Raw genomic sequence first — 17,804 nt, 5'->3', positions numbered from 1 at the left:
GTCAATGCCCCGCCATGTGCTGCCCGATCACGCCGATGTCGGCCTGTCCGGTCGGCGTCTCGTGGACCAGGTGCCCGTCGAACATCACGCAGATCCGGTCGGCCAGTTCGAACAGCTCGTCCAGGTCCTCGCTGACCAGCAGCACGGCGGCGCCCCGGTTGCGGGCCTGCATGATCTGCGAGCGGATGTCGGCGACCGCGGCGAAGTCCAGGCCGAAGCAGGGATTGGCGACGATCAGCACCCGAACATCACGGGCCAGTTCGCGGGCCAGCACGGCGCGCTGGACGTTGCCGCCGGACAGGGTGCCGATCGCGGCGTCGGGGCCGGGCGTCTTGACCTTGTAGAGCTGGATCAGCTCGCGCGCGGCCCCGCGCATGGCGCCGCCGTTCAGCCACCAGCCGCCGCGGGCATAGGGCGGGTCGTCGAAGTTGCGGAACGACATGTTCTCCGCCACGCTCATGCGGGCGACGCAGGCGTTGCGCAGCGGCTCCTCCGGCAGCAGGCACAGGCGGTGGCGCTTCATCTCGGCGCGGGTCGCGGCGTAGCGCTCGCCGCAGACATGGATCTCCCCGGCGGCGGGAGGGCGCTGGCCGGCCAGCACCTCGACCAGCTCGCGCTGGCCGTTGCCCGAGACGCCGGCGATGCCGACGATCTCCCCGGCACGGACCGTCAGGTCCAGGCCCTCGACCGCGGGGAGGCCGCCGTCGCCCAGCGCCTTCAGCCCGGCGATCCGGAGGCGCGGCTCGCCCAGGTCGGTGCTCAGGCGGGCGGCGCCCTTGGGGATCTCCTTGGCGCCGATCATCATCTCCGCCATGTCGGCGGGGGTCAGGTCCGCGACCTTGCCGGTCCCGGCGAAGCGGCCCCGGCGCAGCACCGTCACCTCGTCCGCATAGGCCATCACCTCGCGGAACTTGTGGGTGATGGTCAGGACCGTCAGCCGGCCCTCCCGGGTCATCCGGCGCAGCAGGCCCAGCACCTCGTCGGCCTCGCCGGGCGTCAGGACGGAGGTCGGCTCGTCCAGGATCAGGAAGCGGTTCTTCAGGTAGAGCTGCTTCAGGATCTCCAGCTTCTGCTTCTCTCCCGCCGCCAGGGCCGACACCGGCACGTCCAGCGGCACCCGGAACGGCATCCCGGCCATGAAAGCGTCCAGCGCCCTGATCTCCGCCGCCCAGTCCACCACGGCCGGCACGTGCGTGCGCGACAGCACCAGGTTCTCCGCCACGGTCATGCCGGGGACCAGGGTGAAATGCTGGTAGACCATGCCGACGCCCAGCGCGTGGGCATCGCGCGGGTTGGCGATGGACCGCTCCGTCTCGCCGACGGCGATCTGACCCTGATCGGCGTGGTAATAGCCCATGACGCATTTGACCAGCGTGCTCTTGCCGGCCCCGTTCTCGCCCAGAAGCGCGTGGAAGCTGCCGGCGGAGACCCGCAGCGACACGTCGTCCAGGGCTGCGAGCCCGCCGAAGCGCTTGGTCATGCCGACGGCCTCCAGGCCGAGGGCGCCGTTACGATGGGTGCGGAGGAAGCTCATGGCCCATACCTCATGATAAGACCCCCAGCAGATCGTCGGAGCGGGCGACCGCGCCGAACACGCCGCCCTGCATCTTGACCATGCGGATCGCCGCCTCGTGGTTGCCCCGGTCGGTGGCGCCGCAGCAGTCCTCCAGCAGCAGGCATTCGTAGCCGCGGTCGTTGGCCTCGCGCATGGTGGTGTGGACGCAGACATCCGTCGTGATGCCGGTCAGGACGATGTTGCGGATGCCGCGTTGGCGCAGCATCAGGTCCAGGTCGGTGGCGCAGAAGCTGCCCTTGCCCGGCTTGTCGATGACCGGCTCGCCCGGTTCGGGGGCAAGCTCCGGGATGATCTCCCAGCCGGGCTCGCCGCGCACCAGGATGCGTCCGCACGGCCCCGGATCGCCGATCCCGGCGCCGATCCGCCGGGAGCGCCAGCGCTTGTTCTCCGGCAGGTCGGCGAGGTCGGGCCGGTGCCCCTCGCGGGTATGGAAGACCGTGAAGCCGCCGCGCCGCATGGCCGCCAGCACTCGGCCGATCGGCTCGATCGGGGCGCGGGTCAGCGACAGGTCGTAACCCATGGCGTCCACATAGCCGCCCTTGCCGCAGAAGTCGGTCTGCATGTCGATCACGATCAGCGCCGTGTTGGCCGGCCGCAGGTCGCCGTCATAGGGCCAGGGATAGGGATCGGAGTCGATGTGCGTCATTTGGTGATACTCAGTTCGCCCGGCGCGCCGGCCAGGGTGCGGGTCGGCGAGCAGGTCGCGATCATGATGACCAGGGTCAGCAGGTAGGGCGCCGCGTTGAACAGGTAGTATCCCTGCGTCACCCCGACCGACTGGAGAGCGGGGCCGAGCGCACCGGCGCCGCCGAACAGCAGGGCCGCGCCCAGGCAGCGGATCGGGTGCCAGCGGGCGAAGATGACCAGCGCCACGGCCATCAGCCCCTGGCCGCTGGACAGGCCCTCGTTCCAGCTTCCGGGATAGTAGAGCGACAGGAACGACCCGCCGATCCCGGCGAGGAAGCCGCCGGCCATGGTCGCCGCCCCCCGGACCAGATCGACCGGATAGCCCATGGCCCGGGCGGCGTCGGCGCTGTCCCCGACCGTCCTGACGATCAGGCCCCAGCGGGTGTTGGTCAGCACCCACAGCAGGAAGGGCGCCAGCACCAGCCCCAGGATGAACAGCACGTTGATCTGGAGGGCCGAGCGGACCTGCGGCAGATCGCTCCACCAGCCCAGGTCGATCGCCGGCAGGATCGGCGCCTGCGGCTGGATGAAGGGCTTGCCCAGGAAGAAGGCCAGTCCCGTGCCCAGCAGCATCAGCGCGATGCCGACCGCGATGTCGTTGACTCGTGGCAGGCTGCATATGGCGGCGTGGAGCAGGCCGAACAGGGCGCCGGCCAGGCCCGCCACCAGCACGCCCGCCCAGGGCGAGCCGGTCATGTACGAGACGGCGTAGGCGCTCATGGCGCCCATCACCAGCGTGCCTTCAAGGCCCAGGTTGATCCGCCCGCTCTTCTCCGTCAGCAGTTCGCCCAGGCTGACGAACAGGAAGGGGGTGCTGACCCGGATGGCGCCCGCCAGCACCGCCAGCGCCACGCCCCACCAGCCGAGATCCTCCATGGCGTCACCCCCTCGGCTGGAAGATGCGGAACCGGCCATAGAGCGTGTCGCTGGCCAGGATCATGACGAAGGCGATGCCCTGGAGCACCAGGATGGTGGCGTCGGGCAGGTCCAGCCGGCGCTGGAGCAGCCCGCCGCTGGCGGCGATGCCGCCGAACATCAGGGCCACCGGGATCACCGCCAGCGGGTTCTGCCGGGCGATGAAGGCGATCAGGATGCCGGTGTAGCCGTAGCCCGCGACCAGCGAGGCGTTGGCGCTGCCATGCACCGCCGCCACCTCGACCATGCCGGCCAGCCCGGCGGCGGCGCCCGCCAGGAAGCAGGTGACCAGGGTCAGCTTCGCCACCGACAGTCCGGCCATGCGGGCGGCCCGGACATTGCCGCCGACCATCCGGGCGCCGAAGCCGAAGGTGGTCCGCTGCATCAGCACATAGGCGGCGACGCAGGCGACCAGGCCGAACGCCAGCCCCCAGTGGACGTCCAGGCCGGGCATCGACCCGATCATGGAGGATTCCCCCAGCGGCGGGGTGGACGGCTTGTTGAGGCTGGCCGGATCGCGCAAGGGTCCTTCGACCATGTGGTTCATCAGGGCGATCGCGATATAGGCCAGCAGCAGGCTGGAGATCGTCTCGTTGACTCCGCGGAACTGGCGGAGCGCGCCGGCCAGCGCGATCCAGGCGCCGCCCGCCGCCATGCCGGCCAGCGCCATGACGCCGAGCAGCAGCCAGGGCGGCGTTCCCGCCATCGCCATCCCGGCGGCGGCGGCGCACAACCCGCCGATCACCAGCGCCCCCTCGCCGCCGATGATGACGAGGCCGAGGCGCGCCGGCAGGGCCACGCACAGGGCGGTCAGAAGAAGCGGCGCCGTCCGCTGGAGCGTGTTCTGCCAGGAGAACCAGGTGCCGAAGGCGCCCCGGTACATCAGCTCGAAGGTCTCGAACGGATCGGCGCCGGCCAGCGCCACGAAGATCCCGAACAAGACCGCCGTGGCGAGCAGGGCGCCGACCGGGATCAGGACCGCTTCGGCGGCGCTGCGTATCGCATCGAGGGGGAGGCTGCCGAAGGGCGGCGCGGCGGCGCCCGGCAGCCGGGCGGTCTGGTTGACCATCGTCCCGGCCCTCCTCAGGAGGTCGAGCCGACGACGCCCTCGGCCAGCCAGTCCATCCCTTCGAGCCAAAGGTCGGTCTGGCCGTAGGTCTTGCCGGCGGGGATGACCTCCGCCCCGGCGTTGCTGCGGATCGGGCCGGCGAAGATCGGGAAGTCGCCCGCCATCATCTTGGCCTTGATCGCCTCGCCGGCCGCCCTGGACTCGGGGCTGACCGCCGGTCCGTAGGCGGAGGTCTTGATGAAGCCCTCCTTCAGGCCGCCGCGGACGAACTGGCCCGGCTTCTCGCCCGCCTGGGCCTTGGTCACGAAGTCCTTGTAGACGGTGATCCAGTTCCACTCCGCCCCGGTCAGGTAGCCCTTGGGGGCCAGCGGCGCCTGGTTGGCATGGTAGCCGCAGGTATAGGCGCCGCGCCGCTCGGCGGTCTCGACCACGACCTTGGGGCTGTCCACGTGGCAGGTCACCACGTCCACGCCGGCGTTCACCAGGCCGTTGGTCGCCTCCGCCTCCTTGACCGGCATGGACCAATCGCCGGTGAAGATCACCTGGGTGGTGATGGACGGATCGACCGAGCGGGCGCCGAGCGTGAAGGCGTTGATGTTGCGCAGGACCTGCGGGATCGGCTTGGCCGCGACGAAGCCCAGCTTCTTCGACCTGGTCGCGTGGCCGGCGGCGACGCCGTTGAGATACTGGCCCTCGTCGATATAGCCGAAATAGCTGCCGGTGTTGGCGGGATGGGTGCCGGCCTTGAACATGCCGCCGCAGTGGCGGAACTCCACGTCGGGATATTTCTGCGCCACCTTCAGCATGTGCGGGTCGAAATAGCCGAAGGAGGTCGGGAAGACCAGTTCGGCGCCGTCCAGGTTGATCATGCTTTCCATGGTCTTCTGGACGTCGAGGGTCTCGGCGACCTTCTCCTCCTCGACGACCTTGATGCCGCTCAGGGAGCGGAGCGCGGCGGCGGCCTCCGCATGGGCCTGGTTGTAGCCGAAGTCGTCGCGCGGGCCGACATAGATGAAGCCGACCATCAGCTTCTTGGCGGCGAGGGCCCGTGAGAACGGCGAGAAGCCCGAGAGCGCGGTTCCCGCAGCGGCGCCCGCAAGGACGCCCAGAGCCGTGCGACGTGAAATGCCCTGATTCACCGTCATCAGAACCCTCCATCCAGGAATTTTCATTCGTTTGATGGCCAGGGCCGTGCAAGCCTTATACCAAGGGTCATAGACCGCCCGGCTGCGGGTTTCCGCCGGCGGTGACGGCCGTAACCTGCATAAGCCTTGTGCGCACGCGGGCCTGTCGGGATAAAATTTAGGCAGATGCGTTCAGGGAGCGAATGAGCGCGCTGCAAGACATTGTAAAATAATGATTATTCTTCTGGCTTGCTGTATGCATGATCGCATACGGAGCCGATCGGGAGGGATGACGATGCACGGGGACGACGGAATCGGAAGCTTTGACCTGGCCACCCTGAGCGACGGATATGCGGGCGGCACCCTGACGGTCGCCGCCGTCGTGGAGGCCGTCCTGCGACGGATCGAGGCGGCCGGCGACGATCATGTCTGGATCTCCCGCTGCGACCCGGCCGACCTGCGGCGGCGTGCCCGGGAACTGGACGGGCTGGGCCGCGACGAAGCCGCCCGGCTGCCGCTCTTCGGCATTCCCTTCGCGGTCAAGGACAACATCGACGTGGCGGGGATGCCGACCACGGCGGCCTGCCCCGATTTCGCCTACCTGCCGAAAGCGACGGCACCCGTGGTGAAGCGGCTGCTCGAGGCGGGGGCCGTGCTGGTCGGCAAGACCAACCTGGACCAGTTCGCGACCGGCCTGGTCGGCGTCCGCTCGCCCTACGGCGTCCCGCGCAACCCGTTCGACGCCCGCTACATTCCGGGCGGCTCCAGCTCCGGCTCGGCGGTGGCGGTCTCCTCGGGGCTGGTCGGCTTTTCCCTTGGGACCGACACGGCGGGGTCGGGCAGGGTGCCGGCGGCCTTCAACAACATCGTGGGCCTGAAGCCGACGCGCGGAGCCCTCGGCACGTCGGGCGTCGTGCCGGCCTGCCGGTCGCTCGACTGCGTGTCCATCTTCGCCCTGACCGCGGCCGACGCGGCGGCCGTGTTCGAGGTCGCCCGCGGGTTCGATCCCGACGATCCCTATTCGCGCGCCGTGGGGGACGCGGCGCTGCCCGAGCGCTTCCGCTTCGGGGTGCCGCGCGCCGAGGACCTGCGTTTCTTCGGCGACGAGGCGGCGGCACAGCTCTTCGCCGACGCCGTCGAGCGCCTGTCGGGCCTGGGCGGGCAGGCGGTCACGATCGACTTCACCCCGTTCCGGGAGACCGCGGACCTGCTCTACAGCGGCCCCTGGGTGGCCGAGCGGATGGCCGCGGTCGAGACGTTCCTGCGCGACCGGCCGGAGAGCGTTCATCCCGTCACCCGGCGCATCATCCAGTCCGCGGATCGGTACAGCGCGGTCGATGCCTTCCGCGCGATGTACCGGCTGGAGGAGCTCCGCGGGGCGGCCGGCCGGGCCTGGCGGGAGATCGACGTGCTGCTGGTGCCGACGGCCGGAACCATCTACACGGTCGACCAGCTGGAGGCCGACCCGGTGGCGCTCAACACCAACCTGGGCGCCTACACCAACTTCACCAACCTGCTGGACCTCTCCGCCATCGCCCTGCCGAACGGCTTCGGACCCCTGGGCCTGCCGCTCGGCGTCACGCTGATCGCGCCCGCCGGACGCGACCGGGCGCTGGCCGCGCTGGGCAGCCGCTGGCAGCGTGCCGCCGGGCTGACCCTGGGCGCCACCGGCGCTCCCCTGCCGGACCGGCCGGCCGAGGCTCCCCCGCAGGAGGGAACGCTGGTGGCGGTGGTCGGCGGTCACATGGAGGGCATGCCCCTGAACGGCGAGCTGGTGGCGCTGGGCGCCCGCAAGGTCGCAGCGGTCCGGACCGAGCCGCTCTACCGCCTGTTCGCCCTGACCGGCATGGCGCCGGCGCGGCCCGGCCTGCTGCGCGTCGGGCCGGAGGAGGGGTATGCGATCGAGGGCGAACTGTGGTCGGTGCCGGACGCCGGCTTCGCCCGCTTCATGTCCACGGTCAAGGCGCCGCTCGGCATCGGCACGGTGCTGATCGACGGGATCGGGCCGGTGAAAGGGTTCCTGTGCGAGGCCTGGGCCACCCGGGAGGCGGAGGATATCTCCCGTCACGGCGGCTGGCGGGCCTACGTGGCGGCGCGCGCCTGAACGGCGATAAAACCAGTCGTCGTCACATTCCGGACTTGCGCAACGGCTTCCGGTGCCGCAACACGGAGCCTCGGCCCGATGTTGTCAATCGAACCGCGGCACCAGGATCGGGGAATGACGCCGCAACAGCCTGTCGAGAGTGTGATGACGCCCAACGAAATCGCCAGGGTCCAGGATTATCTCCGCCGGACCTTCGGGAACGACCGGATCACCATCGTCCCTCCGCCCAAGCGCGGCGCGCCGATCGAAATGCTGATCGGCGACGAGTTCATCGGTGTGGTGCACAGGGACGAGGACGAGGGCGAGGTGTCCTACGACCTGCACATCACCATCCTGTCCGAGGACCTGCCCCCGGCCAGCGCCGTCCCGGCCGGCGGCAAGGGCAAGCCGACCCGCTAAGGCGCCCGGCGCCGAGTGGCCGCCATCGTCCTGGCCGCCCGGCCCGCCTCGGCCAGATAATCCTCGAACGCGTGTTCGACCGTCGCCAAGTGGGCGCGCATCGCCCGGAAGGCCGCGTCCCCGTCGCCCCGCACGATCGCCGTGACGATCTGGTCGTGCTCGGCGAAGGAGCGGGCCATGCGGCCCAGGTTGCGGAACTGCGCGCGCGAGAACGGCGACAGCCGCCGGCGCAGCGCCACGGTGGTCTCGGCCAGGAAACCATTGTGGCTGCCCTGGTAAATCATGTCGTGGAAGCGGATGTTGGCCAGGTGATACTCGTCCGGATCGCCGCGACGGACCAGGTCGCCGACCTCCCGATGGACCGATTCGAGCGCGCGCCGCTCGGCGCCGCTCATCTTCTCCGCCGCCAGCCTGCTGCACGCGGCCTCCAGCTCCGCCAGCCCTTCGAACAGCTCCGACAGGCCGCCGTTGGTGATCGGGGTGACGACGGCGCCCTTGTGGGCGCGCAGGACGATCAGGCCGGTGGCGGAAAGCTGCTTCAGCGCTTCCCGGACCGGCGTGCGGGACACGCCGAAGCGATCGGCCAGCTCCTGCTCGTCCAGGCGGACGCCGGGAAAGATCCGCCCGGACATGATGTCGTCGGCGATCGCCTCGCGGATCTCGTCCGACCGCGTCCGCCTCAATTCGATTCTCCGCTCACTCACGCCCGGTCACCCGATCCCCCTTTGGCCCGCACAACATTTATGCAGGGCCGTCCGTTTCGGCCAATAATTCCGTAGCCTTTGCCATTGGCATGCCGGTTGCGTCGAGAACGGCCAAGACCTTAGCAAAGGGGAAGGACCATGCCCGATAATACTTTCGATGCCGAGCGTCATGTGGATCGCATGGCGGCGGCGCTGGGACTGGCGATCGACCCGGACCACCGTCCCGGCGTCGTCGCGAACATGGCCCGCACCGCCGAGATAGCCCGGCTGGTCACGGAGTTCCCGCTGCCCGACATGGTCGAGCTGGCGCCCGCCTTCCGGCCCGGGGAGCAGTCCTGATGATCGACCATGCCAGCGGCGCGCTGGAGATCGCCTCGGCGGTGAAGGCCGGATCGGTCAGCGCGGTCGAGATCGCGCGCGCCGCCCTGTTCCGGATCGGGGCGCTGGACGCGCATCTCGGGGCCTTCACCGCGGTCACCGCGGAACGCGCGCTCGACGAGGCCGCCGCCGTGGACGCCCGGGTCCGCTCGGGCGGCGATCCCGGCCCGCTCGCCGGGGTCCCGTTCGCGGTGAAGAACCTGTTCGACGTCAAGGGGCTGCCGACCCTGGCGGGCTCGAAGATCAATGCCGGTCATGCGCCGGCCGGGACGGACGCCGAACTGGTCCGGCGCCTCAACGACGCCGGGGCCGTGCTGGTCGGTGCCCTGAACATGGGCGAGTACGCCTACGACTTCACGGGGGAGAACAGCCATCACGGCCCGTCGCGCAACCCACACGATCCGGCGCGGATGTCCGGCGGCTCGTCGGGCGGGTCGGGAACCGCCGTCGCGGCCGGGTTCGTTCCGCTGGCGCTGGGGTCCGACACCAACGGGTCGATCCGGGTGCCGTCCTCGTTCTGCGGGCTGTTCGGGCTGAAGCCCACCTTCGGCCGGCTGAGCCGCGAGGGAACCTTCCCGTTCTGCTTCAGCCTCGACCATCTGGGGCCGCTGGGACGCTCGGCGGCGGACCTCGCCGCGGCCTACGACGCGATGCGGGAACCGGGGGCCGGCACCCCCGTGTCTCCCGTGCTGGGACAGGGAGCGGAGGGGCTGCGGATCGCCGTCGCCGGAGACTACTTCGCGCGCGGCGGCGACCCGGTGGCGTTCGAGGCGGTGGCGACGGTCGCAGAGGCGCTGGGGGCCCGGGACACGGTCGTGGTGCCCGAGGCGGCGCGGGCGCGGGCCGCGGCCTATGTCATCACCGCCGCCGAGGGCGGCAGCCTGCACCTGGACCGCCTGCGGACCCGGGCGGCCGACTTCGATCCGGCGACCCGCGACCGGCTGATGGCCGGCGCCATGGTGCCGGTCCCGTGGTATCTCCAGGCGCAGCGCTTCCGCCGCTGGTACCATGACCGGGTGATGGAGCTGTTCTCGCGCGTCGACATCCTGCTGGCTCCCGCCACGCCCTGCACGGCGCCGCCGATCGGGCAGCAGACCATGGTGCTGGACGGGGTGGAGATGCTGGTGCGGCCGAACATCGGCATCTTCACCCAGCCGCTGTCGCTGATCGGGCTGCCCGTCGTGGCGGTCCCGGTGCGGCGGCCCGGCGGATTGCCGATCGGGGTCCAGGTGGTGGCGGCGCCGGGACGGGAGGACTTGGCGCTCCGGGTCGCGGCGGACCTGGAGGCCAAGGGGGTCTGCCAGGCGCCGGTGGCGCGCGGCGAAACCAGCTGGGAAAGATGACGGCCATGGAGATCAACGACCCCGGGACCCTGGCGGAGGTCACCGCCGCGTTCGAGCGGTACGAGACGGCGCTGGTGACCAACGACGTCGCCGTGCTGGACGAGCTGTTCTGGGACAGCCCGCACACCCTGCGCTACGGCGTCGCGGAGAACCTGTACGGTTACGGCGCGATTTCGGCGTTCCGCGCCGCCCGCCCGTCGGCCGGGCTGGCGCGCGCGCTGTTCAACACGGTGATCACGACCTACGGGCGCGACTTCGCGACGGCGAACACCGAGTTCCGCCGCGAGGGCAACCCGCGTACCGGGCGGCAGAGCCAGACCTGGATGCGCACCCCGGAGGGCTGGCGGGTGGTCGCCGCCCATGTCAGCCTGATCGGCGGCTAGAGCCGTGCCCGATCAGGTCGATCCGCTGCGCTGAACCATGGGCGCAACCTACGGGTATCGGCCTGCATCGAACCGTAGGTTGCGCCCATGGCGCAACACGGTGCGGCTGATCGGGTACCGCTCCGGCACGCCGGGTCAGGTCAATGCAGGTCGCCGTCGTCGGGATCCACGACCTCCAGCGAGACGACGGCGGCATTGATCAGCACCTTGCCGGCATGCTCGAAATTGACCGTGACCCGGTGGCCGATGGCCGACTGGATCTGGCCCAGCCCCCAGTCGGGCTGGGCGGGATGGCGCACCAGGGCGCCGGGAACCATCGTCGGGTCGCTCATGTCCGGTCCTGATGCGCATCGGGCGTCGAAAAGGATTTCTTCCAGCCGTAACCATTCCGTACCATGATAGACTCAACGGGTGACATCAGGAATCGCTCCAGCCACCGATGGGATGAGATGAGGACCAACCTGGATATCCGCGTGGTCGAGCTGCTGTGCTCCCGCCTGTGCCATGAACTCGTGAGCCCCGTCGGCGCCATCAACAACGGCGTCGAACTGATCGAGGAGATGGGCTCCGACATGGCCGACGAAGCCATCGGGCTGATCGCGCACAGCGCCGATCAGGCATCCCGCCGGCTTCAGCTCCTGCGCCTCGCCTACGGCGCCGCCGGCGAGACTTCCGGAATGGCCGATGTCGTCCAGGCGGCCGAGGGCTATTTCGCCGGGACCAAGCACAAGCTGGAGTGGCAGCCGGGGCGCCTGGGTCAGGGAGCGCCGATGCCCCAGGGCGCCGGCAAGGTGCTGCTCAACCTCGTCATCCTGGGCGAGGAGGCGCTTGCCCACGGCGGCCGGATCACCGTCGAGCCGGGACCGGGCGGCGACCCCGTCGTCATCGCGGCCGGCCGCTCCGCCGGGCTGCGGCCGGAGACGCTGCAGGCGCTGTCCGGCAGCGCCGACATCGACTCCCTGACCCCGCGTACGGTCCACGCGTACGCAACCGGGCGCTTCGCGGAACATTACGGAATGCGCGCTTCCGGCGAGCCGGACGGACCCGAGCGTTTCGTCCTGAGATTGAATATCTGACGGATCCGGACAGGATCGGGAGCCCTGCCGCGCCGGGTTCCCCGGGGCGTTTCCCTTTTTTCTAGAAAACGTGTCTATTGCTACCCGCCGAGGGCGGTGGCAATAGCTTGCCTTGTCTATATCTCTTGAATTAGAACTTTTTCGTAAACTCGAAAGTAAGGTACTCTTAATCAGTGTTTGGCAGGCTTGAATGGTCCCGGAGTGAACGCCTGCCGGCGTGGCGTCGTGCATTCTTGGGCCCGAATGGCAAAGCGGCAAGCCCAAAAACGGCGTGGGAAATATCGTCATGGATGATCTGCTCAGCGAATTCCTGACCGAGACGTCCGAGAACCTCTCGGTTCTCGACGTCGAGCTGGTCCGGCTCGAGCAAAACCCGAACAACCCCGAACTGCTCAGCAACATTTTCCGGCTGGTCCATACGATCAAGGGGACCTGCGGCTTCCTCGGCCTTCCCCGCCTGGAGCACGTCGCCCACGCTTCGGAGAACGTTCTCGGCAAGTTCCGCGACGGCGAGCTGTCGGTATCGCCCCAGGCGGTCTCGGCGATCCTCGAATCGCTGGACACCATCAAGCTCATCCTGTCGGTCCTGGAAGCGACCGAGGCCGAGCCCCCGGGTGACGACAGCGACCTGATCGCGCGCCTCAACGCGATCGCCGAAGGCCGCGACGTCCCCGCCGCGGCCGCGGCGCCCGCCCCGCCGCCCGCTCCGGAACCCGTCGCCGCGATCCCCGCCGCGCCCGAGCCTCCGCCGGTACCCGTGGCGGCATCGGCGCCCGCTCCCTCCGTGCCGGCGCCCCAGGTCCCCGCCGCCCCGGCCCGCGCGCCGGAGCCGGAAGTGCCGGTCGCCGCCGCGAAGGAGCTGGTGGTCCACGAGTCCGCCCCGGTCGCGGCCCCGGCCCCCGCCGCCCACGCGCCGACCGGCGCCGGCTTCACCGCCGACGAGACGCGCGACGCCGGCAGCAAGGAATCGGCCGTCGCGGCCCAGACCATCCGGGTCAACGTCGACCTGCTGGAAAACCTGATGACCATGGTCTCGGAACTGGTGCTGACCCGCAACCAGCTCCTCCAGATCCTGCGCAGCCAGAAGGACAGCGAGTTCGCGGCCCCGCTCCAGCGGCTCAACCACGTGACGTCGGAGCTGCAGGAAGGCGTCATGAAGACGCGCATGCAGCCGATCGGCAACGCCTGGGCAAAGCTGCCCCGCCTGGTGCGCGACCTGGCCCATGAACTGGGCAAGAAGATCGACCTGCAGATGCTGGGCGCCGACACCGAGCTGGACCGCCAGGTGCTGGAGCTGATCAAGGATCCGCTGACCCACATGGTGCGCAACTCCGCCGACCACGGGCTGGAGACGCCGGTCGAGCGGCTGCGCGCGGGCAAGAGCGAGACCGGCCGCGTCACGCTGAACGCCTACCACGAGGGCGGCCACATCATCATCGAGATCACGGACGACGGCCGTGGCCTCAACATCGACCGGATCAAGCAGAAGGCGATCCAGAACGGCCTGGCGACCGAGGCCGAGCTGGCCGCCATGTCTGACAGCCAGATCCAGGCCTTCATCATGAAGCCGGGCTTCTCGACCGCCCAGAAGGTCACCAGCGTCTCCGGGCGCGGCGTCGGCATGGACGTGGTCAAGACCAACATCGAGAAGATCGGCGGCACGATCGAGATGAAGTCGACCTACGGCCGCGGGTCCTCCTTCATCATCAAGATCCCGCTGACCCTGGCGATCGTCTCGGCCCTGATCGTCGAGTGCGCGACCGAGCGGTTCGCCATCCCGCAGATCAGCGTGGTCGAGCTGGTCCGCGCCGCCGCCGACAGCGAGCACACGATCGAGCGGATCAACGGCACGCCGGTGCTGCGCCTGCGCAACCGCCTGCTGCCGCTGGTGTCCCTGCAGCGCCTGCTGCGGCTGGACGGCCCGGCCCATGACGACACCGAGACCTTCATCGTCGTGACCCAGGTCGGCACCTACACCTTCGGCATCATCGTCGACCGCGTGTTCGACACCGAGGAAATCGTCGTCAAGCCGGTCGCCCCGATCCTGCGCCACATCGAGATGTTCTCGGGCAACACGATCCTGGGCGACGGCAGCGTGATCATGATCCTGGACCCGAACGGCATCGCCGCGTCGTCCGGCGAGATGGCGGTCGGCGACGCCGCCGCGACCGACACCGCGGTGGCCCACGCCACCCGCCAGGACGACAAGATCGCCCTGCTGCTGTTCCGCGCCGGCGGCGTCAGCCCCAAGGCGGTCCCGCTCTCGCTGGTCGCCCGCCTGGAAGACGTCGATCTCAGCGCGGTCGAGCTCAGCAACGGCATGCCGGTGGTCCAGTACCGCGGCAAGCTCATGCCCCTGGTCCCGATCGACAGCGGCTGGGAGATGAAGCGCGAAGGCCGCCAGCCGGTGCTGGTGTTCGCCGACGGCGACCGCTCCATGGGCCTGATCGTGGACGAGATCGTCGACATCGTCGAGGATCGCCTGCAGGTCGAGCTGGCCGCCGACCGGCCGGGCATGATGGGCAGCGCGATCATCGCGGGCAAGGCGACCGACCTGATCGACGCCGGCTTCTTCCTGACCCAGGCCTACAAGGACTGGTTCGGCTCCTCGGCGCGGGATGCCTACGAGGAGGAGAAGGCCCACAAGGTGCTCCTGGTCGACGACAGCCCGTTCTTCCGCAACCTGCTGACCCCGCTGCTGACGGTGGCGGGCTATCAGGTGACCACGGTGGAGAGCGCCGACGAGGCCCTGAACCTGTGCGAGGCGGGCGAGAACTTCGACGTGATCGTCAGCGACATCGAGATGCCCGGCATGAGCGGGTTCGAGTTCGCCCAGATGATCCGCAAGGACACCCGCTGGAACACGACCCCCCTGGTGGCGCTCAGCAGCCACGCGTCGCCGCGCGACCTGGACCGCGGCCGTCAGGCCGGCTTCACCGACTATGTGGCGAAGTTCGACCGTGACGCCCTGCTGTTCACCCTGTCGCAGACCCTCTCCGAGACCAAAGGTGCCGCATGAGTGCCAACCTGCCGGCCAAGAAGACCAAGTACGACGACTTCTCGGTCAACGCGAACGAAGACTTCGTGACCATGATGATCGCGGACCAGCTGTTCGGGATCCCCGTGCTGCAGGTCCAGGACGTTCTCGGTCACCAGCGCATCACCCGCATCCCGCTGGCGCCGCCCGAGGTGGCCGGTTCGCTGAACCTGCGGGGACGTATCGTCACCGCGATCGACGTCCGGCTGCGCCTCGGCCTGCCAGCCCGGCCCAAGGAAAAGCCGGGCATGAGCATCGTCGTGGACCTGCGCGGCGAGCTGTACAGCCTGATGGTCGACGGCGTCGGCGAGGTGCTGAGCCTGTCGTCCGACGACTTCGAACGCAACCCGTCGACGCTCGATGTCCGGTGGCGCGAACTGTCCACCGGCATCTATCGACTGAACGGGACGCTGCTGGTGGTGCTGGACGTGTCCCGGCTGCTGAACTTCGCCAATCTGGAGGCGGTGTAGGCGGCAGGGACCGGGCGGATCGCCGATCCGCCCGGTCCCGCCCCGCGCCCCGGAAACAAGCGCCCTAGCCGAGGTCTCCCTAATGAAATCCTGTCTTGTCGTCGATGACAGCCGCGTTGTCCGCAAGGTGGCCCGGAAGATCCTGGAGGAACTGCATTTCACCTGCTCGGAGGCCGAGGACGGGCGCCAGGCGATGGAAGCCTGCGCCAGGGAGATGCCGAACGCGATCCTGCTGGACTGGAACATGCCGGTCATGACCGGCATCGAGTTCCTGCGGCGGCTGCGCAAGATGTCGGGCGGCGACGCCCCGAAGGTGGTGTTCTGCACGACCGAGAACGACCTGGCCCACATCCAGGAGGCGCTGAGCGCCGGGGCCAACGAGTACATCATGAAGCCCTTCGACAGCGACATCATCCAGACCAAGTTCGCCCAGGTCGGCCTGATCTGAGGCCCGGAGGAGCATGAGCGATATTCCGGGCAAACCCGCTGGTGCCGCAGCGGTCGCGGACGACCCCCACCGGGTGATGGTGGTCGACGACAGCGCCGTGATCCGCGGCCTGCTGTCCCGCGCATTGGAGGGCGACCCCGAGCTGCGGGTCGTGGCTTCGGTCGGCGACGGCCAGATGGCCATCAACGCCCTGACCCGCCAGAGCATCGACGTGATCGTCCTCGACATCGAGATGCCCGTGATGGACGGGCTGACCGCGATCCCCAAGCTGGTCGCGATCGATCCGGCGGTGAAGATCATCATGGCCTCCACGCTGACCCTGCGGGGGGCGGAGGTCAGCATGAAGGCGCTCCAGTCCGGGGCGGCCGACTACGTCACCAAGCCGTCCTCGACCCGCGAACTGGGGGCGGCGGACAGCTTCAAGCGGGAGCTGGTCGGCAAGGTCAAGGCGCTGGCCGCCTCTGCCCGGCGCGCCGGGTCGCGCAACCGGCCGAGCCTGCGGAACGAGCGGGTGGCGGCTCCCCTGGCGCCGCTGCCGCGTCCGCGCTCGATGGACCCCGCCGCCGTGGTGCTCCGCCCGATGCCCGCGGTCGTGACGCCGCCGGACATCATCGCGATCGGCAGCTCGACCGGCGGACCGCAGGCATTGTTCGAGGTCTTGTCCCACCTGAAGGGCGGGATCCGCCAGCCGATCCTGATCACCCAGCACATGCCGGCCACCTTCACCACGATCCTGGCCGAGCACATCACCCGCCAGTGCGGCATCGCCTGCGCGGAGGCCAAGGACGGCGAACCGCTGGTCGGCGGACGCATATACCTGGCGCCGGGCGATTTCCACATGACCCTGGCGACCCGGGGCACCGGGACGGTGCTGTCGGTCAACAAGGACCCGCCGGAGAATTTCTGCCGCCCGGCGGTGGACCCGATGATGCGCACCATCGCCAAGATCTACGGACGCCGCGCCTTCGCCATCATCCTGACCGGAATGGGCCAGGACGGCATGCGCGGCTGCACCGAGCTGGTGGCGGCCGGAGGCATCGTGATCGCCCAGGACGAGCCGTCGAGCGTGGTCTGGGGCATGCCGGGCGCAGTATCCACGGCAGGCCTGTGCAGCGCCGTCCTGCCGCTCCGTGAAATCGGACCCTACATCCGCAAGATTGCTTTGAGGACCGCAGCATGAAGGTCGAAGACTTCGACATGTTCAGCACCCTGCTGAAGCAGCGCTCGGGCCTCGTCCTGTCCCGCGACAAGGCCTACCTGCTCGAGTCGCGGCTTATGCCGGTCGCGCGCAAGTGGAACATGAAGGGCCTCGACGAGCTGGCCGCAGCCATCCGCACCCGCCGCGAGGAGGCGCTGCTGCGCGACATCACGGAGGCGATGACGACCAACGAGTCGTCCTTCTACCGGGACCAGAAGCCGTTCGACCAGTTCCGCAACGTGGTCCTGCCGATGATGCTGGCCAGCCGCGGGGCGCGCCGCTCGATCCGGATCTGGTCGGCCGCGTGCTCCAGCGGTCAGGAGGCCTATTCCCTGGCGATGCTGCTGCTGGACGAGGGGGCCAGGCTCGACGGGTGGCGGTTCGAGATCATCGGCACCGACCTCTCGTCGGAGATGGTCGAGAAGGCCAAGGCCGGCATCTACACTCAGTTCGAGGTCCAGCGCGGCCTGCCGATCACCCATCTGGTCAAGTACTTCAAGCAGATCGGCGACAAGTGGCAGCTCAACGACAAGATTCGGCAGATGGTCTCCTTCCGGGAGTACAACCTGCTGACCGACCTGACCCCGCTCGGCCAGTTCGACGTCGTGTTCTGCCGCAACGTGCTGATCTATTTCGACCAGCCGACCAAGGGCAAGGTACTGGACAGCATCGCCAAGCTGATGCCGGCCGACGGCGTGCTCTATCTGGGCGGCGCCGAGACCGTCCTGGGCATCACCGAGCGGTTCAAGCCGATGGACAATCAGCGCGGGCTCTACGTGATGAACCAGCCCGCCGGCGCGCCGGCTGCGCGGGCCGTGGCGGGCTGACGCGGACCCGGAAGGCAAAAACGGCGATGGAATCGGATACCGGCCAGGTATCCGATTCCATCGCCG

At 69.3% G+C, this 17,804-nt stretch carries 18 protein-coding genes; 11 read left to right on the top strand and 7 right to left on the bottom strand.

The genetic code is table 11. The annotated features are described in order from the left end of the window. Window position 1: 1 nt before the first annotated feature. The 5 genes from IGS68_RS23175 to IGS68_RS23155 are packed head-to-tail and all read right to left on the bottom strand — an operon-like array spanning window position 2 to window position 5,392. Complete coding sequence (locus IGS68_RS23175; RefSeq protein WP_201074403.1) at window positions 2-1,534, bottom strand: ABC transporter ATP-binding protein; 1,533 nt, start codon at window positions 1,532-1,534, stop codon at window positions 2-4. Between the two features lie 10 nt (window positions 1,535-1,544). Continuing rightward, window positions 1,545-2,222 carry a biuret amidohydrolase gene (gene biuH / locus IGS68_RS23170; RefSeq protein ID WP_201074401.1) on the bottom strand — a complete coding sequence of 226 codons (678 nt, stop codon included), beginning with the start codon at window positions 2,220-2,222 and terminating at the stop codon, window positions 1,545-1,547. Further along, window positions 2,219-3,139 (bottom strand): ABC transporter permease, encoded by a 921-nt coding sequence (locus IGS68_RS23165; protein WP_158047196.1) that lies wholly within the window; start codon window positions 3,137-3,139, stop codon window positions 2,219-2,221. The genes biuH and IGS68_RS23165 overlap by 4 nt, the downstream gene beginning before the upstream one ends. 4 nt (window positions 3,140-3,143) lie before the next feature. Next, window positions 3,144-4,247: an ABC transporter permease gene (locus IGS68_RS23160; protein ID WP_201074399.1), complete on the bottom strand. Its 1,104-nt coding sequence runs from the start codon at window positions 4,245-4,247 to the stop codon at window positions 3,144-3,146. Window positions 4,248-4,261: 14 nt separating this feature from the next. Continuing rightward, entirely contained in the window at window positions 4,262-5,392 is a 1,131-nt protein-coding gene (locus tag IGS68_RS23155) for a BMP family ABC transporter substrate-binding protein (RefSeq protein WP_201074397.1), read from the bottom strand. A 274-nt stretch (window positions 5,393-5,666) separates the two neighbouring features. Between IGS68_RS23155 and atzF the strand changes: the two genes are divergently transcribed. Together atzF and IGS68_RS23145 are read left to right on the top strand one after the other, a co-directional pair. Then, window positions 5,667-7,475: an allophanate hydrolase gene (gene atzF, locus IGS68_RS23150; protein WP_247881034.1), complete on the top strand. Its 1,809-nt coding sequence runs from the start codon at window positions 5,667-5,669 to the stop codon at window positions 7,473-7,475. A gap of 144 nt (window positions 7,476-7,619) precedes the next feature. Continuing rightward, window positions 7,620-7,874 carry a DUF3126 family protein gene (locus IGS68_RS23145; protein ID WP_201074386.1) on the top strand — a complete coding sequence of 85 codons (255 nt, stop codon included), beginning with the start codon at window positions 7,620-7,622 and terminating at the stop codon, window positions 7,872-7,874. Here IGS68_RS23145 and IGS68_RS23140 read toward each other — a convergent pair. Further along, window positions 7,871-8,578, bottom strand: a complete 708-nt coding sequence (locus tag IGS68_RS23140) for a GntR family transcriptional regulator (protein ID WP_201074385.1) — start codon at window positions 8,576-8,578, stop codon at window positions 7,871-7,873. The two genes, IGS68_RS23145 and IGS68_RS23140, sit on opposite strands and share 4 nt — an antisense overlap. Window positions 8,579-8,716: 138 nt before the next feature. Here IGS68_RS23140 and IGS68_RS23135 point away from each other — a divergent pair, with 138 nt between their 5' ends. From IGS68_RS23135 to hpxZ, 3 genes are read left to right on the top strand one after another with little or no spacing between them, the layout of a single operon-like run. After that, window positions 8,717-8,917, top strand: coding sequence for a DUF4089 domain-containing protein (locus IGS68_RS23135; protein WP_201074383.1), 201 nt, complete (start codon window positions 8,717-8,719; stop codon window positions 8,915-8,917). Next, window positions 8,917-10,299 (top strand): AtzE family amidohydrolase, encoded by a 1,383-nt coding sequence (locus IGS68_RS23130; RefSeq protein ID WP_201074381.1) that lies wholly within the window; start codon window positions 8,917-8,919, stop codon window positions 10,297-10,299. The genes IGS68_RS23135 and IGS68_RS23130 overlap by 1 nt, the downstream gene beginning before the upstream one ends. A 5-nt stretch (window positions 10,300-10,304) precedes the next feature. Next, window positions 10,305-10,682, top strand: a complete 378-nt coding sequence (gene hpxZ, locus IGS68_RS23125; protein ID WP_201074379.1) for an oxalurate catabolism protein HpxZ — start codon at window positions 10,305-10,307, stop codon at window positions 10,680-10,682. 140 nt (window positions 10,683-10,822) lie between these two features. On the opposite strand, the gene IGS68_RS23120 is transcribed toward hpxZ, so the two are convergent. Continuing rightward, entirely contained in the window at window positions 10,823-11,014 is a 192-nt protein-coding gene (locus IGS68_RS23120; RefSeq protein ID WP_201074370.1) for a DUF3553 domain-containing protein, read from the bottom strand. A gap of 117 nt (window positions 11,015-11,131) precedes the next feature. Here IGS68_RS23120 and IGS68_RS23115 point away from each other — a divergent pair, with 117 nt between their 5' ends. The 6 genes from IGS68_RS23115 (at window position 11,132) to IGS68_RS23090 (ending at window position 17,738) form a co-directional block, all read left to right on the top strand. Further along, window positions 11,132-11,758, top strand: coding sequence for a histidine phosphotransferase family protein (locus tag IGS68_RS23115; RefSeq protein ID WP_201074368.1), 627 nt, complete (start codon window positions 11,132-11,134; stop codon window positions 11,756-11,758). A 286-nt stretch (window positions 11,759-12,044) separates the two neighbouring features. Next, window positions 12,045-14,777 carry a hybrid sensor histidine kinase/response regulator gene (locus IGS68_RS23110; RefSeq protein ID WP_201074366.1) on the top strand — a complete coding sequence of 911 codons (2,733 nt, stop codon included), beginning with the start codon at window positions 12,045-12,047 and terminating at the stop codon, window positions 14,775-14,777. Further along, a complete protein-coding gene (locus IGS68_RS23105) occupies window positions 14,774-15,265 on the top strand; it encodes a chemotaxis protein CheW (RefSeq protein WP_158047185.1) in 492 nt (163 codons plus the stop codon). Before IGS68_RS23110 ends, IGS68_RS23105 begins: the two co-directional genes overlap by 4 nt. A gap of 82 nt (window positions 15,266-15,347) precedes the next feature. Continuing rightward, window positions 15,348-15,713 carry a response regulator gene (locus IGS68_RS23100; protein ID WP_158047184.1) on the top strand — a complete coding sequence of 122 codons (366 nt, stop codon included), beginning with the start codon at window positions 15,348-15,350 and terminating at the stop codon, window positions 15,711-15,713. Window positions 15,714-15,726: 13 nt separating this feature from the next. Continuing rightward, window positions 15,727-16,893: a protein-glutamate methylesterase/protein-glutamine glutaminase gene (locus tag IGS68_RS23095; protein ID WP_247881033.1), complete on the top strand. Its 1,167-nt coding sequence runs from the start codon at window positions 15,727-15,729 to the stop codon at window positions 16,891-16,893. Further along, window positions 16,890-17,738 carry a CheR family methyltransferase gene (locus IGS68_RS23090; protein ID WP_201074364.1) on the top strand — a complete coding sequence of 283 codons (849 nt, stop codon included), beginning with the start codon at window positions 16,890-16,892 and terminating at the stop codon, window positions 17,736-17,738. The genes IGS68_RS23095 and IGS68_RS23090 overlap by 4 nt, the downstream gene beginning before the upstream one ends. The last annotated feature ends 66 nt before the right edge of the window (window positions 17,739-17,804 follow it).

This window comes from Skermanella sp. TT6 (assembly GCF_016653635.2).
Lineage (GTDB): Bacteria > Pseudomonadota > Alphaproteobacteria > Azospirillales > Azospirillaceae > Skermanella > Skermanella cutis.
Note: the sequence above shows the minus strand (reverse complement) of the source record. Positions and strands in the feature narration are given on the sequence as shown.

What these genes read in the sequence shown, in the direction of transcription:
- IGS68_RS23110 (WP_201074366.1), top strand. Translation starts at nt 12,045, where the DNA reads ATGGATGATCTGCTCAGCGAATTCCTGACCGAGACGTCCGAGAACCTC.
- atzF (WP_247881034.1), top strand. Translation starts at nt 5,667, where the DNA reads ATGCACGGGGACGACGGAATCGGAAGCTTTGACCTGGCCACCCTGAGC.
- IGS68_RS23095 (WP_247881033.1), top strand. Translation starts at nt 15,727, where the DNA reads ATGAGCGATATTCCGGGCAAACCCGCTGGTGCCGCAGCGGTCGCGGAC.
- IGS68_RS23100 (WP_158047184.1), top strand. Translation starts at nt 15,348, where the DNA reads ATGAAATCCTGTCTTGTCGTCGATGACAGCCGCGTTGTCCGCAAGGTG.
- IGS68_RS23155 (WP_201074397.1), bottom strand. Translation starts at nt 5,392, where the DNA reads ATGACGGTGAATCAGGGCATTTCACGTCGCACGGCTCTGGGCGTCCTT.
- hpxZ (WP_201074379.1), top strand. Translation starts at nt 10,305, where the DNA reads ATGGAGATCAACGACCCCGGGACCCTGGCGGAGGTCACCGCCGCGTTC.
- IGS68_RS23175 (WP_201074403.1), bottom strand. Translation starts at nt 1,534, where the DNA reads ATGAGCTTCCTCCGCACCCATCGTAACGGCGCCCTCGGCCTGGAGGCC.
- IGS68_RS23090 (WP_201074364.1), top strand. Translation starts at nt 16,890, where the DNA reads ATGAAGGTCGAAGACTTCGACATGTTCAGCACCCTGCTGAAGCAGCGC.
- IGS68_RS23105 (WP_158047185.1), top strand. Translation starts at nt 14,774, where the DNA reads ATGAGTGCCAACCTGCCGGCCAAGAAGACCAAGTACGACGACTTCTCG.
- biuH (WP_201074401.1), bottom strand. Translation starts at nt 2,222, where the DNA reads ATGACGCACATCGACTCCGATCCCTATCCCTGGCCCTATGACGGCGAC.
- IGS68_RS23160 (WP_201074399.1), bottom strand. Translation starts at nt 4,247, where the DNA reads ATGGTCAACCAGACCGCCCGGCTGCCGGGCGCCGCCGCGCCGCCCTTC.
- IGS68_RS23130 (WP_201074381.1), top strand. Translation starts at nt 8,917, where the DNA reads ATGATCGACCATGCCAGCGGCGCGCTGGAGATCGCCTCGGCGGTGAAG.
- IGS68_RS23120 (WP_201074370.1), bottom strand. Translation starts at nt 11,014, where the DNA reads ATGAGCGACCCGACGATGGTTCCCGGCGCCCTGGTGCGCCATCCCGCC.
- IGS68_RS23145 (WP_201074386.1), top strand. Translation starts at nt 7,620, where the DNA reads ATGACGCCCAACGAAATCGCCAGGGTCCAGGATTATCTCCGCCGGACC.
- IGS68_RS23115 (WP_201074368.1), top strand. Translation starts at nt 11,132, where the DNA reads ATGAGGACCAACCTGGATATCCGCGTGGTCGAGCTGCTGTGCTCCCGC.
- IGS68_RS23135 (WP_201074383.1), top strand. Translation starts at nt 8,717, where the DNA reads ATGCCCGATAATACTTTCGATGCCGAGCGTCATGTGGATCGCATGGCG.
- IGS68_RS23165 (WP_158047196.1), bottom strand. Translation starts at nt 3,139, where the DNA reads ATGGAGGATCTCGGCTGGTGGGGCGTGGCGCTGGCGGTGCTGGCGGGC.